Genomic DNA, 15586 nt, shown 5'->3' with positions numbered 1-15586 from the left:
AAGACGGCGGGCCCGAATCTGCTCGGACCCGCCGTATGGGTTAAACGCTCAAAAGCACCTTCACAGTTACAGTTTGTTGGCGATCTTCTTTGCCGTGCGCTTAACGCCGGCCACCAGACCTCCTGCAGGATGCTCCTTCTCGTATGCTAGGCGCTTCTCACGCTTGGCGTACTCTTCGACGATGATGTCGCCATACTCGTCTTCGATCTTGTCGAAGAAGTCGACGGCGCCCTTAATTTCCTCAGCGGTTGGGTGTCCCTTTTGGACACCGCCGGTGAGTTTGAACGGCCCCCACGTATCAAAGCCGGGGCAGCCGTAGACACCCATAAAGATGGCCTGCCTCATGCGGCAGATGCCATCGATATCCTTGCCGTACCACTTGTTTTTGCCGCCATAGGTCATAAGACCAAACACCTTGTCCTGCGGTTGCAGCACGTTAGTGAGCACGCGTGCCATATCTTTGTCGATCTCGGAGTAATAGATGCCCGTGGCGACACCGATCAGATGATATTCGTGCAGGTTGGGATACTCGTTTTTGCCGAGCGCCTTGACGTCGAGGGTATCGATCTCGGGGTGTGCCTCAACGATGGCGTCCACGAGCTTTTTCGTATTGCCGTGATGGCGCGAGGCGTAGAGGATGATGGTTCGCATAAGAAGGCCTTTCAGCTGTAATTGCATCAATGTCTGTATGGTACCCCGTTACATGGCTGGGATACCGGACGCATCGATGAACGTGCGGGTTTGTCCTTTGGTTAGGGCCGAGACGGGTACTTGCGAGCAAAAAGCAGTTGTTCGAAAGGATGGGCAATGGAATACGCTCTCTCCAACGATTCGATTTCTATTAAGGTGTCCACGGCCGGTGGTTCGTTTACCTCGATCGAGGCCGGAGGTCGCGAGTATCTGTGGCAGGGCGATCCCGCCGTGTGGTCCGGCCAGGCACCGATTTGCTTCCCGATTTGCGGAGGCTTGCGCGATAACAACGCCATGACGTTTGCCGGGCATCATGTAAAGCTCGCCCGCCATGGGTTTGCGCGCAAACAGGAGTGGAAGCTGCTGAGCCAGAGCGAGAACGAGCTGGCGATGTGCCTGGCTTCGGAGGATAACGCCGCGCTGCTGAGCGATTATCCGTACCCGTTTAAGCTTGTCGCTCGTTATACGCTCGAGGACGCTGCCGTGCGCGTTTCCTACGAGGTCACCAACGAGGGCACCGAGGACATGCCGTTCTTTATTGGCGGTCATCCCGGCTTTAGGTGTCCGCTCGATGAGGGCGAGGCCTATACGGACTACGAGTTGCGCTTTGAGAAGGACGAGGCTGCGGAGCTCTGCACCGCTGTCCCTTCGACTGGCTTGATTGACGTTACCAACCGCTCCAAGAACCCCATGGTGGGAAAGACGCTGCCTCTGTCGCATGAGCTCTTCGATTTTGCGGAGACCATCTTTGATGTGCTCGAGAGCCGTCAGGTCACGCTTTCCAAGAAGGGCGAGGACAAGGGCGTCCGCCTGAGCTTTGAGGGCTTCCCATATCTCATTGTGTGGAGCAAGCCCGAGGGCGATTTTGTGGCAGTTGAACCCTGGGGCGGCCTTTCGACCTGCTCCGATGAGGACGACGTGCTTGAGCACAAGCGCGGCTGCCTTATCGCCAAGCCCAAGGAGACCGTCGTTCGCTCGTTCACGATTGAGATTCTGTAATTCCGTTTTGTCGACTCGTATCGCGAGGCACAAGGAGCCTGCGAGATAAGGAGCTAAAAATGATCCTCACCGTTACGATGAACCCGTCTGTCGATACGCGCTATCAGCTCGATGAGCTCGTCATCGACGACGTCAACCGTGTGACGCCCGAAAAGACCGCCGGCGGCAAGGGCCTTAACGTAGCCCGCGTCCTTGGTCAGTTGGGCGACGATGTTGTGGCAACCGGCCTGCTTGGTGGCCATATGGGCGCCTATATGGCCGAGCTCATGGACGCTAACGGCATTAAGAATGATTTTGTGCCCATCAAGGGCGAGACTCGCATTTGCCTCAACATCCTCCACGCCGGCAACCAGACCGAGCTGCTCGAGAGTGGCCCGACAATTGCCCCCGAGGAACTCGATGCCTTTACTGCCAAGTTTACTGAGCTTGCGGGCAAGGCCGACGTCGTCACCATTTCGGGTTCTCTGCCCCGCGGTGTCGAGGCGGACTACTATGCCAAGATCACGGGCATTGCCGAGAACGCCGGAGCCAAGGTGCTGCTCGATACCTCGGGTGCTTCGCTCGAGGCCGCCCTTAAGTCCGAAATTAAGCCCGAGCTGGTCAAGCCTAACCTGACCGAGATCAACGGCCTTCTGGGTACGAGCTTTACCACCGACGATGTGGACGAGCTCCGCGCCGCGCTCGCTTCTGACGCCCGCTTCTCCGATATCCCCTGGGTCGTCGTGTCCATGGGCGCTGCCGGCTCTGTTGGCTTCCACAATGGCCGTGCGTTCCGCGCAAAGACGCCCGATATCCCTGCCGTTAACGCCACGGGCTCTGGTGACTCCACTATCGCGGGCTTCGCGCATGCCATCGCTGCTGGCGCAGACGACGAGACGGTGCTGCGTACCGCCAACACTTGCGGCAAGCTCAACGCCATGGATCCCATGACTGGCCACTTGGTTATGGATCGTTGGGACGAGGTCTACAACGGCGTTGTCGTGACCGAGCTGTAAGAGCTTGGGCATCGGCCTCGGCATCGCTTGCTAGCTCATGTTGACGACAAGTGCGGTAGCATTATGCCGGGGCGCGACGCCGACTTTGTCGTGTTCAATCCCGACCTTACCCTGGTCGAGACGTATGTGGGTGGCAACAGCGTCGGTAATGCGTTTACCGAGTAGCCGCCAAAGGAACGATCCGAGAGGGGATTTAGATGATTTACGGTGCATTGGGCGATATCGAGGAGTACCGCGGAATGCTCAAGGGCCTCGACGTGCTGATTGACTGGCTCGAGGAGAACGACCCGGCGGAGCTCGAGGTCGGCAGCCATCCGATTCTGGGCGACAAGGTCTATGCGAACGTCATGGCTCCCACGACGCGTTCGGAGGCCGAGGCCCACTACGAGACGCATCAGCGCTATCACGACCTGCAGATCGACGTCGAGGGTCGCGAGGCCTTTAAGGTCGCCACGGGCAGCCTGACTCCGGTCCAGGAGTTTGACGAGAAGGACGACTACGATCTGGTCGATTCAGACGCCTCGATCGCCGGCGATCTTGCCGACGACAAGTTCGCGCTGTTCGTTGCCGGCGAGCCTCACATGCCCACGCTCGAGTTCTCGGGCGATGGTGCGCAGCCGGTCAAGAAGATCTGCTTTAAGCTGCTTGCAGATGCTTACTGGGAGGAGTAACGCGCTGCTCGGCTGAGCTGTTCGTGTTGTGAGCGTTTTCCTTTGGGGGAGCGCGCTTAGGCCCCGCTGATCGCGGTTCCTTTGGGGATTGCGGCTGGCGGGGCTTTTTGTTGAGTAGGGGAGTTGCCGGCGGCGTTGTGCTTGGATTGGCGGATGCGCGCCCGAAATCGGCAACAAAAAAGCCGCCCGAAGGCGGCTATCTTGTGCAATGGAGCCAGCGACCGGGCTCGAACCGGTGACCCCCGCTTTACGAGAGCGGTGCTCTACCAACTGAGCTACGCTGGCGGCCATGTGATGGCGCAACTGAGGCGTCAACGGCTGTCTATGATACGGGACATCGCACATCCGCGCAAGGGTTCTGACGGCTTTTCTCACGTTAAATGCACTAATATTAGAGGCGTGATGTCTGCGGCGTCCATCTGGCGCTTGACCAGCTGTTGAGTTGGTGGTCGACGTCCCGCTCGTATGGGTCTCAAACAGAATGGGGCAGCCATGGCTCAACCCAAGATCCTTCTCACACGTATCGACGACCGTTTCATTTACGGACAAGACGTTGAGCTGTGGAACGAAGCCGTGGGTTCCAACCTTGTCCTAATCGTCAACGATGAGATCGCGGCAGATTCGCGCCAATGGGCACCCATGAGGGTGGCGGCGCCAGAAGGCGTTTGGACGCGGTTTTTCTCGGTACAAAAGGCCATCGACATCATTCATACCGCAACGCCTCGCCAATTGATTCTGATCATGGTGGCCTCACCCTCCGATGCGCTCGCGCTGGTTAAGGGCGGTGTGCCAATAGCCAAGATCAGCATCGGCCATATGCAGGCAGGGGAGGGCAAGCGCTCTGCAACGCCTGCTGTTGCCGTAGACGATACGGACATCGCCGCCTTCAAAGAGTTGCAAAAGCTCGGCATAGAGCTAGAAATTCGCTATCTTCCCAGTTTCGCCCCCGACTCCATCGGCAATCTGTTCAACTGATCCCTTGGGGACGGAGGAAAACGGATCATTTTGCCCTTGCGAGGGACGCGCGCGATGCCGCCTGTCAAAAACTATGCCCATTTACTACGTTTGATCGGTTATCGCCGAGCATGTCGAATTTGAGAAAAACAAAACCGCAGGTAGACGGCTCACGCATTTAACAAAAACCGGTGCATGGTCGAGCATCCCGGGCTAAACGTAGTAAATGGGCATAGTTTTGATATGTCACTCATACAGTCACAGCGAAAAAGAGCCCAAAAGATGAAAAACGCCCGTCGGCGGTGTGCCGGCGGGCGTTGCTGTGCGATATGTCGCGTTGTGGGCCTAGTGCCTCATAAAGTGGTATTCGATCACATTGCTGTAGGGATGACCGGGGCCCACGATGCCCTGGGGGAACAGCGCATGGTGCGGCGTGTCAGGATACATTTCGGCCTCGAGGGCAAAGCCGGCGCCCCAACCATAGTTGGCATCGTCTTTGGCGTGTTCGTCGCCCAGCCAGTTGCCGGTGTAGAGCTGCACGCCCGGGGCAGTGGTGTAATAGTCCAGCTCACGGCCGGTCCACATCTCCTCGACGTGCATCGCGCGGCGCAGATTACGGCCGTACTGATAGCCATCGATGCACAGGCAGTGGTCGTAGCCACGGGCCTGCTTAATCTGCGGGTCGTCGGCTTCCATGCCGGGCGCGACGGGGCGCAGCTCACGGAAGTCAAACGGCGTGCCCTCGACCGGAGCGATCTCTCCGGTGGGGATATTCTGCTCGTTGATGGGCAGGTAGTGGGCAGCGTTAGCAACAAAGAAGTGCTCACAGTCCATGCCGGCGTTGTGACCGGCAAGGTTAAAGTACGTGTGGTTGGTCATGGACACGTACGTGGCGCGGTCGCTCTCGCAGCCATACTCGACACGAAAGACGCCGGTGCGCGTCACGGTAAACACGGCCGTAAAGGTGCGGTTGCCGGGGAGGCCCAGTTCACCGTCCTCAAGCGAGGTGGTCATGCGCACGGCATTGTGAACCTCGTCGAGCTCAACGTCCCATACGCGCTTGTGCAGACCATGCTCAAGATCGCTGTGCAGGTTGTTGGTGCCCTCGTTGGCGGGCATATGCCAGTCCGTGCCGGCGATGGTGATCGTGGCACCTGCAGTGCGGTTGGCCACAGGTCCGATGGTCGCGCCAAAGCAGGCGGGGTTGTCAAAGTAATCCTCGAGCTTATCGAAGCCCAGCACCACATCGCGCGCGTTGCCGGGGATGTCGGGCACGTCGATGCCCAGCACGGTGGCGCCAAAGTCCATAATGCGAACGCAGATCTCGGGCCCGTTGAGGGTGTAACGATGAACGGGGGTACCGCACGGCGCGGTGCCGAAAAGCTCGGAAGTGATCATTTGGTTCCTAACATCGAGGTATTTCCGACAAACTGTAGCGCGAACAGGCGAGATTATCACTACACCCCACTAAAGCAGGGGGTATTTTTCTCAAAAAAGTGATGATTGAGCTGTACGGGCGTTCATTTTTGACACGCACGGGTCTGATACAATTTGTTCGTTACTGTTTGAATTGACGTGAGCGTGGAACAGCGAGGACTCATCGTGATTAAAGCGGAGCGACAGGATAAGGTTCGGCAGCTGCTCGAAGAGCAGGGCACGGTCTCGGTCAAGGAGATTTCGGATGCGTTAGGTGTCTCGGATATGACGATCCGCCGTGACCTTGAGGAGCTTGCGAGCCTGGGCGAGATCGAGCGCGTGCACGGCGGAGCCCGCAGTGCGCAGGGCCGTCCACACGCTATGCTGCGCCATGAGTATTCGCACAGCGAAAAGCGCACCAAGCATGCCGAGGAAAAGCTGCAGATTGCGCGCCGTGCTGTGGAGCTTATCGAGGAAGGCTCGACCATCTTTTTGGGCACGGGCACTACGGTGGAGCAGATGGCCTCGATGCTGCCGGCGTTTCGCCTGCGCATCGTGACTAATTCGCTTTCGGTGTTTAACCTGCTCGAGGCACGCGAAGACTGCGACCTGTGTCTCGTGGGCGGTATGTACCGTCGCCGCACCGCCGCTTTTGTGGGGCCAACGGCCGAGGATACTCTGCGTGCGTTGGGTATCGATGCGGCGTTTATCGGCGCCAACGGCATTCTGGATGGCGACGTGTCTACGTCTAATATGGATGAGGGTCGTATCCAGCAGCTCGCCTTTAGCAAGGCCGACTCGCGCTACCTCATCGCCGACTCCAGCAAGATCGGCAAGCGCGACTTCTACACCTTCTGTCGACTGGACAATTTGGACGCCGTGGTGTGCGAACCGGGCATCGCCGCCGAGGATCGTGTCGCCATCGAGGAACATACGCGGGTCATCTGCTAGCTAATGCTACAGACGATACTTCTGCCCCCTGCCGGCGCGGGGGTACCGCTTTACAATGACGCGTAAAAATTTGCGCGCCATTTTACGTGTCAACGTGACGCGATTTGACGCGCAAATAGGAATTCATGGGCGCTCGGAAGATCGACGGAGTTCGTGAACCTGCAACTTGGTTGGGTAGCGTACGAAGTCCTCCAGCGGGACCGAATATGTTTTCGGTATCATATCGGTATCAAATGATACCGAAAGTATGTTCGTGATACCGAAAACTAGAAACCATGCTTTATAACTGCTTGGAAAGTTCGGATTTGACTATCTTATTGTCTCGATCTGTAACAGTTAGACGGTTAAAAGTGGGCTACGTGTTACAGATTGAGATATTTCTGCTCGGGCGTTCTGTTTGTCTTGATCTGTAACAGCTAGGGCCGAAATACTCGACTAGATGTTACAGATCGAGACAAACGTGCGGCGCGGCTCGGTTAAAAACAAAAAGGCCGCATACGAACCCGTGGAGGGATTCGCATGCGGCCGACAGGGGGTATGCGGCGGAAACTAGGCCATGAGCAGGCCGGTCTCCGCGACGTTCTTGTACCAGTACGCGCTCGCCTTGGGATAGCGCTTCTGGGTCTCAAAGTCGATGTAGAACAGGCCGTAGCGCTTGTTGTAGCCGTTGGTCCAGGAGAACTGGTCCTGTAGCGACCACACAAAGTAGCCGTCGACGTTCACGCCGCCGTCGATCGCCTTGAGGATCCACGCGAGATGCTGGCGCATGTAGTCGATACGAGGGGCGTCGTCGATAAAGCCATCCTCGAAGTCGTCCTTATAGCCCATGCCGTTCTCGGTGATGTAGATCTTCTTGTAGTTGGGGTAATCGTTCTTAATGCGAAGCAGCAGGTCGTAGAGGCCCTCGGGATAGATGATCCAGTCCCAATCGGTGGTGGGAACGCCTTCGCGCACGCATGACTCGCCCACGCCCTTGAGGAACCAGCGCGAAGAGCCCTTGTCGCCGGTGCCATTGTGGTTGATGTCGTTTTCGCCCTCGGCGGCACGCAGGAACTGGCACTTGTAGGTGTTGACGCCCAGGCAATCGTTGTAGGGGAGCGCGGCGGTCAGCGCGGCGATGTCCTCGTCACGGACGTCGAGCTCGCCGCCGGCGATATGGGCCAGCTTGGTCGCGGCTTCCATGGTGTCGGCTGCATAGTGGCCGCGGAAGGTGGCGTCGAGTACCCAGCGGTTGTTGATGACGTCGGCCATGCGAGCTGCCTCGCAGTCGGCAGCGCTGCTGGGATCGAGGGGATACTTGGGCTCCAGGTTCTGGACAATGCCGATCTCGCCCTCAAAGCCGCCCTCGTGGAAGGCGACGACGGCCTTGGCATGGGCCACCATCATGTTGTGCATGAGCTGGAAGGCCTTGTCCAGGCGATACTTCTCGCCGTGCGGCCAGTTGCCGACGATAAAGCTGCCCTCGGCGGTTGCGGGAATCTCGTTAAAGGTAAACCAGTGCTTGACCTCGGTGAACTCGGCAAAGCAGAACTTGGCGTACTCGACAAAGGCGTCGATCGTCGTGCGCGTCAGGAAGCCCTCGCCGCCGTTCTGGTAAAAGGCCTCGGGCGTATCAAAGTGATCGAGCGTGACATAGGGGATAACGCCGGCTTTGTTGCAGGTGGCGAAAAGCTCGTGATAGAAGGCGACGCCCTCGGGGTTAATCTCGCCAGTGCCGTTGGGGAAGATACGGCTCCAAGCGATGGAGACGCGAATACCGTTGATGCCGAAGCGCTGGCACAGGTCAATATCGACCGGGTACTTGTTGTAGAAATCGCTTGCAGGATCGGGGGAGAAGCGACCCTGGGCTGCCAGGAAATCGTCCCAGGGCACTTTGCCCTTGCCGTGCGTACGGGTCTCGCCCTCAACCTGGTAAGCAGCGGTGGCGCCGCCAAACACAAAGCCGTCGGGGAACTGCATGGGGTTGGTCATGAGTCATCCTTTCTGTGGGATACGAATAGGGAGAGGTGCCCGAACCGGGAATCCGGGCACCAACAGAGGGAGGAACTAGTCGAGGTTCTCGCGGAGCCACTTGATGGCGCCAGCGGGGTCGCGGGTAAGGTCGATATATTCCTTACCGCGGGGAGCGAGCAGCTTAATGCCCAGACGATCGGTGTCGGCCTTCATGTCGTTGTAGTAGCTACGAACCTGCGGGGCGAGCACGATGACGTCGTACTGATCCATGATGGCGGTGTGCTGGCCATAGGCGCCTGCGGAGGAAGCGATGTTCTCTCCGGTCTGCGCGGCACCTTCCTTGATGGCGTTGGCAAGCATGGCAGAGGTGCCGGCGCCGGCGCACAGGACGAGGACTTTCAGGCCGTCGACATCCTTCTTAGCGGATGCATCGGCAGCGGGCTCGGGCTGATCGGCGACAGGCTCGCTGTCGGCGGCGGCAGCGGTCGTCTCGACGGAAGCGGTCGTCTGCTCGACAGCGGGCGCAGAGGTGCTGGCGGCGATGGTGGCAGCACCATCGGACTCAAGACCCAGCTCGGCGGCGCGCTCGGCCTCCTGGTCGCAGAGCAGCTTATCGTATGCCTTCAAGAACGGCAGGTAGATGATGGCGTCCAGCAAGATGATGATCGCGACAAACACCAAGGCGATAAGCTGGAAGTTCGTGGTGATGAAGATGCCGATGGGGGCAGGGGTGGCCCAAGGCACCACGAAGGAGAAGCCGTTCATGCCCACGTTATCGATAAAGAACTTGGCAACACTCACGTTGACGCAGCCGGCGGCAACAAAGGGGATGAGCATGTAGGGGTTAAGGATCATCGGCGCGCCAAAGAGCAGCGGTTCGTTGACGGCGAAGGCAACAGGAACAATCGAGGCCTTACCGACGGCTTTGAGCTGCTTGGACTTCATAAAGAGAATCAGCAGAAGCGGCACGATGAAGGTGGCGCCGGTGCCGCCGAACTCACCCACGAGCGACATGTTAAAGGTGAGGGAGTGGGCGGGGTGGCCACCGGCCAGCAGAACCTGCAGGTTCTCGGCCTGGTTGGCAAGACGGATGGGGTCGATGCCCGGCTGGACGATCGAGGGGCCGTGGACGCCGATGAACCAGAAGAACGCGGTGGCTGCCTGGATAAGGATAAGTCCGGGATAGGTCTCTGCCGCAGTGAAGAGCGGGGAGAGCAGTTTGATAAGCAGCTCGGAGAACGGAACGCCCATGAGGTTGCGCACGACGACATCGATGATGCCGCAGATGATGACGGCGCCGCCGAAGGGGATGATGTCGCGGAAGTTCTGAGCGATGGCGCCCGGGACCTCCTTGGGCAGCTTAATGGTCAGATCGCGCGAGACACAGAACTTATAAACCCACACGGTAATGAATGCGGCGATATAGGCCGAGAACAGACCGCGCGTACCCATGCTGGTGCAATCGAAGACCGAAAGCTCGGAGCCGTCGAACTTGGTGGTGAACTGCGTAACAGCGAGAAGCAGCATGCTGCACTGGGCGGCCACCATGGTGGAGCCGTCGTTGAGCACCTTGCCGGCGGGCATGCGACGGTTCATGGAAGCCGTGAAGTTCTTGGCGGTGGTGCCGGCAACCATGATGCCCATGACGCCCATGGTGAAGTTGTACAGCTTGTTGCACCAGTCGATGAGCGGCTGGGGCAGCGTGATGCCAACGACGCCGGGAAGGGTGGCGATCAACAGGAAGATCGAAGAGGTGAGGACGATGGGCATGCACCCAAGGAATCCGTCCTTGATGGCCTGGAGGTAGATGTTCCTCGAGATCTTCTCAAAGAACGGTTGATGCTTTTCGAGCATCTTTACGATGGCGTCCATAGAGCTCCTTTGCTACTTGATGCGCGATGCATGTGGATGGAACTGGTCGTCGATGGATGGTCAGGACTGCCCGGAAACCTTCCAGGTAAGGAAGGCATTGTGAAATGACAACGTTGTCATTTCGTTAATGACAACGTAAGACATTTCTAGAAAGGCAACAAGGATTTGCGGGTGAACGGTCGGGATTGTCCGGTAAACGGTAAATTTGAAAGTTGAGCAGGTAGTGTATGCTAGGACGCAAAGAACAATCAACAGGGAACTGACTGGAGAAGCATTGGCAACGATGGACAAGAAAAGCGTCTCAATGAACGATGTGGCACTTGCCGCGGGCGTTTCCCTCAAGACGGTGTCTCGTGTGATCAATGAGCCTGATAGCGTACGCGAGTCGACACGCGATAAGGTCCATGCTGCCATGGAGGCGCTTGGGTTCCGGACCAACTTTGCCGCGCGTTCACTCAAGTTGGGTCGTTACGGGTGCATCGGTGTAGTGATGTTCCATTTGTCGGGCGGCGCCGTAGACATGATTGACGGTATTGCCGACGCTGCCGAGGAGCGCGGGTTTGCGATCACGATGATCAAGAAGCGTGCGGGGGATAAGATGACCCTTGCAGATGCAGCGCGCAGAATGTCACAGCTTCCCGTCGACGGCATGATCTTCAACCTGCGTCAGATGGTCGACGACTTTGATACCTTCGAGGCGCCGAAAGACCTCAAGACGGTGATTATCACGCCGATGGAGCATCCTACCTGCTCTACCGTCAGTGACGATCAAGAGGGCGGCGCGCGCATGGCGTGCGAGTACTTCTTGGATCACGGTCACAAGAACGTGTATTTCATTTCGGGTAAGCAAGAGTCGCTGTCGAGTCAATGTCGTATGAAGGGTTGGCGTGCGGCGCTCAAGGCGCGCGGCCTTGAGCCGCCCGAGCCGCTGCAGGGCGATTGGGGTGCGGATAGCGGGTATGCTGCAGGTCTCGTGCTTGCCGATAAGCCCGACTGTACGGCGGTCCTAGCCGCCAACGATTGCATGGCCAACGGCGTTATGACGGCTCTGCGCGATAAGGGGCTGAGCGTACCCGACGATGTGTCCGTGATCGGCTTCGACGATGAGCTCTACAAGACGATTCCCAACTCGATTTTGACATCGGTGAAGTTTCGTCATCGCGAACTTGGTGTCCGCGCGCTCAACGAGGTGGTCGCGGGTCTGGAAGCCCCGAGCTCCAGAAGCCGTACGCTTGTCTCGGGCGTGCTGGTCGAGCGTTTCAGCGTGAAGGACTTGCGGGCGTAGACGTGCTCGGCCTATTCCGTTTGTCTCAATCTGTAACAGCTAGGACCCAAAAACTCGGCTAGATGTTACGGATCGAGATTTTTGGCCCGGCTTATTCCGTTTGTCTCGATCTGTAACAACTAGACGGTCAAAAGTGGTCTACATGTTACAGATTGAGATTTTCGGCTTGGCCTGTGCGTTCATCTCGATCTGTAACAGCTAGGACCGAAAAACTCGGCTAGATGTTACAGATTGAGATGAACAGGAGGACGGGTGCGGTCTAAACAAAATGGCCCGCGCATCACACATCGATGCACGGGCCATTTATTGTCTGCAAGCGGCAGGTGGTGTCAGCGTCTTATGCCTCGAGGTTTTCCTCGATCCAGGCGACGGCACCCTTGGGATCCTTAGTGAGGTCGATGTACTGTTTGCCCTTGGGCGACAGCAGCGTGATGCCCAGGCGGTCGGTGTCGGCCTTCATCTCGTTGTAATAGGTGCGAACCTGCGGAGCCAGGACGATGACGTTGTACTGGTCCATGATGGCGTAGTGGCTGCCGTAGGCACCGGCGTTGGCGGTAATGTCGATGCCCAGCTCGTCGGCGCCTTCCTTAAGCGCGTTGGCGAGCAGTGCAGAGGTGCCGGCGCCAGCGCACAGAACCAGAACCCTCAGATCCTTGCCCTTAAGGGCGGACGGAGCTGCGGAGGCCTCAGTGGCAGAAGCGGTCTCGACAACAGGAGCCTCAACGGCGGGGGCGGCAGCGGTCTTGACGGCCTTGGTCTCCTCGGCCTCTTCTTCGGCCAGGGTCTCGGCCTCCTGCTTGCACAGGACGTTGTCGTAGGCCTTGCAGAACGGGTAGTAGATCAAGAAGTCAACGACCAGCAGGACGACAACCAGGACCAGAGAGATCGGCTGGAAGTTGGTGTCGATGAAGGTGCCGATCGGTCCGGGGAGTGCCCACGGCATGGCATAGATAAAGCCGTTCATGCCCAAAAAGTCGATGAAGAACTTACCAATGAGGACGTTGGCCACGGGGGCAAACAGGAACGGGATCAGGAAGTACGGGTTGAGGATGATGGGCGCGGCGAACAGCAGCGGCTCGTTGACGGCGAACATCACGGGTACGACAGAGGCTTTGCCGACGGCCTTGAGCTGCTTGGAGCGCATAAAGAGCAGGAAGATGATCGGGACAATGAACGTGGCGCCGGTGCCGCCGAGTTCGCCGATGTAGTTACCGAAGTTCTCGGTCAGGGCGAGGGCGGGGTGACCGCCGGCCTGCAGCGTGGCGAGGTTGGTGGTGATGTTGCCAAACAGCGCGGCGTTGAGGGCAGGCTTAACGACCGAGGGGCCGTGGATGCCCATGAACCAGAACAGCGGGATCATGAACCAGATGAGGGCGAGGCCGGCGTAGGAATCGGCAGCGGCGAACAGCGGGCTCACCAGCGTGGAGATGACGTTGGCAAACGGGACGGCCAAGCAGGTGCGGCAGATAACGTCGATGACGGCGACAAACAGGATGGAGAAGCTGAAGGCGAAGATGTCGCGGAAGTTCTGGGCGATGGCGCCGGGGACTTCTTTGGGCAGCTTGATGGTGATGTCTCGCTTAATGCAGAAGGCATAGATGTTGACCGTGGCAAATGCGGCGACAAAGGAGCTCAGCAGGCCCTTGGTGCCCATGTTGTCGGTAAAGAACACCGAGACATCGGCGCCGTCGATCTTGGCACTCGTCTGGGTAACGGCCAAGATGAGCATAGCGCACATGGCGGCGACCATGGTGCTCGTGGCGTTGATGGCCTTGCCGGCAGGCATGCGGCGGTTCTTGGAGCCGGTCAGCGCGCTTGCGGTGGTGCCGGCGACCATGATGCCCACGACGCCCATCGTGAAGTTGTAAACCTTGTTGCAGAAGTTCACGACGTCGACGTTCCACCAGTCGGGCAGCGTAAAGCCGCCGACCGTGGCGACAACGCCCGGCAGGGTCGAAATAAGCAGGAAGACAGAAGAAGACAGGATGATGGGCATTGCTGCCAAAAAGCCGTCTTTAATGGCCTGAAGGTAGATGTTCTTAGAGACCTTGTCGAAGTACGGCTGACCTTTCTCCAAGAACTTAACGATCGATTCCATAGTTCACGCTCCTCTTTGCATGAAATCTTAATGGCATGGACGTTGAAAACCTATATGGTCTCCCGCTTGCTAAAAGCCCGGGTGCAGGCGGGGTCGGTCCCAGGGGGAGAGAGGGGAGCGGCTGGGTTTGTATCGCATAGGGCCGCTCCCTTCTCGGGGGAAAGCGAGGCGATGCGCTACTGCGCGTCCGCCATAGTGTCGGCGAGCTCCTTGTACCAGAGTGCCGACTGCTTGATGTAGCGTTTTTGCGTGTCGAAGTCGATGTAGAACAGGCCGTAGCGCTTGTTATAGCCGTTGGCCCACGAGAACTGGTCCTGCAGGCTCCAGATAAAGTAGCCCTGGACGTCGACGCCCTCGGCGCGCGCCTGGAGCACCTTCTCCATGTGCTGGTCGACAAAGTCGATGCGCTCGGGATCGGCGACGATGCCGTTTGCGTCGGGCTCGGGGTCCTTGTGGCCCAGGCCGTTTTCGGTGATATAGATGACGGGGAGGTTGGGATAGGTGGCGCTGATGTGCTTGAGCGTGTCGTAGAGGCCTTGCGGGTAGATGAGCCAATCCCAGTCGGTGGTGGGGATACCCGGCATATCGACCTGCTGCCCGACGCCCTTAAACTTAAAGCACGAGGTGCCCTTGTCTCCGGTGCCGTTAAAGCTGTTGGTGGACTCGCCATCGTAGGCGGCGATAAACGCCGACTGATAGTAGTTGAGGCCGAACATATCGTTGCGGGGCGCCGCCTTGGCGAGCTCCTCCATGTCGCTGTCCTCAACCGTAAGCGTGGCGTTGTTGGCACGCAGAATCTCGTTGATGAGTGAGAGGGTGCGCGCGGAGTAGTGGCCCAGGAAGGCGCCGTCCATGATGAAGTCGGTGTAGAAGGCGTTGTACAGGTCGGCGGCGTGCTGGTCGGCGGGCGAGTCGGTGGCAGGATATGCCGGCGTCAGGACGTTGACCATGCCAATGCGGCCGCCCAGGTGCTCGGTCTCGTCAAGATCCTTATACAGGTTGACGGCGCGGGCGTGGGCAACGAGCTCGTTGTGCTGGCTCTGGATGCCGCTCGTCACATCAAAGTGATGGTTGGGCGGGAAGTTGCCTTGGATGTATTGGGAGTGCGAGAGGCTGATGAGCTCGTTGATGGTGAACCAATTCTTGACCTCGCGGAACTCGCGGAAGCAGAACTCGGCATAGCGCACATAGGCGTCGACGGTCTTGCGGTTGAGCCAGTCGCCCTGGTTGAACAGGGCGGCGGGGGAGTCAAAGTGATGCAGGGACACATAGGGCTCGACGCCATACTTTTTGCAGCAGGCGAACAGCTCGTGGTAGTGCTTAACGCCCTCGGCGAGGGGCTCGGCATCGTCGCCGTTGGGGAAGATGCGGGTCCAGGCGATGGACACACGGATGGCGTTGAGCCCATGCTCGGCAGAAAGGCGGATATCCTCCTCGTAGCGGTTGTAGAAATCACTGGCCGGGTCGGGCAAAAAGCGACCCTGGGCGACAAGGTAATCGTCCCACATGGTCTTACCCTTGCCTGCCACCTTCGTGGAACCTTCCGTTTGGTACGCGGCGGTTGCGGCGCCCCAAACAAAGCCCTTCGGCAGCTGCTGTACGCGGTTTAGCAAAGACATATGCATACACCCTCTCGTCTCGCTGTTCGATATTGTGCGTTTGTGCTCAGGAGGCTCCCTGGTTAGCGTTCAGCGGTGAAAAA

At 58.4% G+C, this 15586-nt stretch carries 12 protein-coding genes and 1 tRNA gene; 6 read left to right on the top strand and 7 right to left on the bottom strand.

Annotated features, from left to right (window positions below; translation table 11 throughout):
- Positions 1–66 precede the first annotated feature (66 nt).
- Complete coding sequence (locus HMPREF9463_RS05645; protein ID WP_035137672.1) at positions 67–651, bottom strand: NADPH-dependent FMN reductase family protein; 585 nt, start codon at positions 649–651, stop codon at positions 67–69.
- 156 nt (positions 652–807) lie between these two features.
- On the opposite strand from HMPREF9463_RS05645, the gene HMPREF9463_RS05640 reads away from it, so the two are divergent.
- The 3 genes from HMPREF9463_RS05640 (at position 808) to HMPREF9463_RS05630 (ending at position 3355) form a co-directional block, all read left to right on the top strand.
- Positions 808–1689, top strand: coding sequence for an aldose 1-epimerase family protein (locus HMPREF9463_RS05640; RefSeq protein WP_035137671.1), 882 nt, complete (start codon positions 808–810; stop codon positions 1687–1689).
- A 59-nt stretch (positions 1690–1748) separates the two neighbouring features.
- Positions 1749–2684, top strand: a complete 936-nt coding sequence (locus HMPREF9463_RS05635; protein WP_035137670.1) for a hexose kinase — start codon at positions 1749–1751, stop codon at positions 2682–2684.
- A 197-nt stretch (positions 2685–2881) separates the two neighbouring features.
- Complete coding sequence (locus tag HMPREF9463_RS05630) at positions 2882–3355, top strand: NanQ anomerase/TabA/YiaL family protein (RefSeq protein ID WP_035137668.1); 474 nt, start codon at positions 2882–2884, stop codon at positions 3353–3355.
- Positions 3356–3564: 209 nt separating this feature from the next.
- On the opposite strand, the gene HMPREF9463_RS05625 is transcribed toward HMPREF9463_RS05630, so the two are convergent.
- Positions 3565–3640 (bottom strand) — tRNA-Thr (locus tag HMPREF9463_RS05625).
- A 207-nt stretch (positions 3641–3847) separates the two neighbouring features.
- Between HMPREF9463_RS05625 and HMPREF9463_RS05620 the strand changes: the two genes are divergently transcribed.
- On the top strand, positions 3848–4330 hold the full coding sequence (locus HMPREF9463_RS05620; RefSeq protein WP_035137667.1) for a PTS sugar transporter subunit IIB: 483 nt from the start codon (positions 3848–3850) through the stop codon (positions 4328–4330).
- Between the two features lie 324 nt (positions 4331–4654).
- Here HMPREF9463_RS05620 and HMPREF9463_RS05615 read toward each other — a convergent pair whose 3' ends face one another.
- Positions 4655–5707 carry an aldose epimerase family protein gene (locus HMPREF9463_RS05615; RefSeq protein WP_035137665.1) on the bottom strand — a complete coding sequence of 351 codons (1053 nt, stop codon included), beginning with the start codon at positions 5705–5707 and terminating at the stop codon, positions 4655–4657.
- Positions 5708–5911: 204 nt separating this feature from the next.
- On the opposite strand from HMPREF9463_RS05615, the gene HMPREF9463_RS05610 reads away from it, so the two are divergent.
- Entirely contained in the window at positions 5912–6676 is a 765-nt protein-coding gene (locus HMPREF9463_RS05610; protein ID WP_035137663.1) for a DeoR/GlpR family DNA-binding transcription regulator, read from the top strand.
- A 549-nt stretch (positions 6677–7225) separates the two neighbouring features.
- Here HMPREF9463_RS05610 and lacG (HMPREF9463_RS05605) read toward each other — a convergent pair.
- Both lacG (HMPREF9463_RS05605) and HMPREF9463_RS05600 read right to left on the bottom strand, forming a co-directional pair.
- Positions 7226–8647 (bottom strand): 6-phospho-beta-galactosidase, encoded by a 1422-nt coding sequence (lacG, locus tag HMPREF9463_RS05605; protein WP_198019934.1) that lies wholly within the window; start codon positions 8645–8647, stop codon positions 7226–7228.
- 75 nt (positions 8648–8722) lie between these two features.
- A complete protein-coding gene (locus HMPREF9463_RS05600; RefSeq protein ID WP_035137662.1) occupies positions 8723–10501 on the bottom strand; it encodes a PTS lactose transporter subunit IIBC in 1779 nt (592 codons plus the stop codon).
- A gap of 283 nt (positions 10502–10784) precedes the next feature.
- Here HMPREF9463_RS05600 and HMPREF9463_RS05595 point away from each other — a divergent pair, with 283 nt between their 5' ends.
- Positions 10785–11786, top strand: coding sequence for a LacI family DNA-binding transcriptional regulator (locus tag HMPREF9463_RS05595; protein ID WP_035137661.1), 1002 nt, complete (start codon positions 10785–10787; stop codon positions 11784–11786).
- A 337-nt stretch (positions 11787–12123) separates the two neighbouring features.
- On the opposite strand, the gene HMPREF9463_RS05590 is transcribed toward HMPREF9463_RS05595, so the two are convergent.
- Both HMPREF9463_RS05590 and lacG (HMPREF9463_RS05585) read right to left on the bottom strand, forming a co-directional pair.
- A complete protein-coding gene (locus tag HMPREF9463_RS05590) occupies positions 12124–13884 on the bottom strand; it encodes a PTS lactose transporter subunit IIBC (protein ID WP_022094682.1) in 1761 nt (586 codons plus the stop codon).
- 176 nt (positions 13885–14060) lie between these two features.
- Complete coding sequence (gene lacG / locus HMPREF9463_RS05585) at positions 14061–15509, bottom strand: 6-phospho-beta-galactosidase (RefSeq protein WP_006234822.1); 1449 nt, start codon at positions 15507–15509, stop codon at positions 14061–14063.
- Positions 15510–15586 lie beyond the last annotated feature (77 nt).

It is taken from the genome of Collinsella sp. 4_8_47FAA, from assembly GCF_000763055.1.
Lineage (GTDB): Bacteria > Actinomycetota > Coriobacteriia > Coriobacteriales > Coriobacteriaceae > Collinsella.
This window is presented reverse-complemented; position numbering and strand designations above follow the sequence as displayed.

Bases quoted from the DNA above. Each gene is read 5' to 3' on its own strand.
- HMPREF9463_RS05645 (WP_035137672.1), bottom strand. From the start codon at position 651: ATGCGAACCATCATCCTCTACGCCTCGCGCCATCACGGCAATACGAAA.
- HMPREF9463_RS05640 (WP_035137671.1), top strand. From the start codon at position 808: ATGGAATACGCTCTCTCCAACGATTCGATTTCTATTAAGGTGTCCACG.
- HMPREF9463_RS05635 (WP_035137670.1), top strand. From the start codon at position 1,749: ATGATCCTCACCGTTACGATGAACCCGTCTGTCGATACGCGCTATCAG.
- HMPREF9463_RS05630 (WP_035137668.1), top strand. From the start codon at position 2,882: ATGATTTACGGTGCATTGGGCGATATCGAGGAGTACCGCGGAATGCTC.
- HMPREF9463_RS05620 (WP_035137667.1), top strand. From the start codon at position 3,848: ATGGCTCAACCCAAGATCCTTCTCACACGTATCGACGACCGTTTCATT.
- HMPREF9463_RS05615 (WP_035137665.1), bottom strand. From the start codon at position 5,707: ATGATCACTTCCGAGCTTTTCGGCACCGCGCCGTGCGGTACCCCCGTT.
- lacG (WP_198019934.1), bottom strand. From the start codon at position 8,647: ATGACCAACCCCATGCAGTTCCCCGACGGCTTTGTGTTTGGCGGCGCC.
- HMPREF9463_RS05600 (WP_035137662.1), bottom strand. From the start codon at position 10,501: ATGGACGCCATCGTAAAGATGCTCGAAAAGCATCAACCGTTCTTTGAG.
- HMPREF9463_RS05595 (WP_035137661.1), top strand. From the start codon at position 10,785: ATGGACAAGAAAAGCGTCTCAATGAACGATGTGGCACTTGCCGCGGGC.
- HMPREF9463_RS05590 (WP_022094682.1), bottom strand. From the start codon at position 13,884: ATGGAATCGATCGTTAAGTTCTTGGAGAAAGGTCAGCCGTACTTCGAC.
- lacG (WP_006234822.1), bottom strand. From the start codon at position 15,509: ATGCATATGTCTTTGCTAAACCGCGTACAGCAGCTGCCGAAGGGCTTT.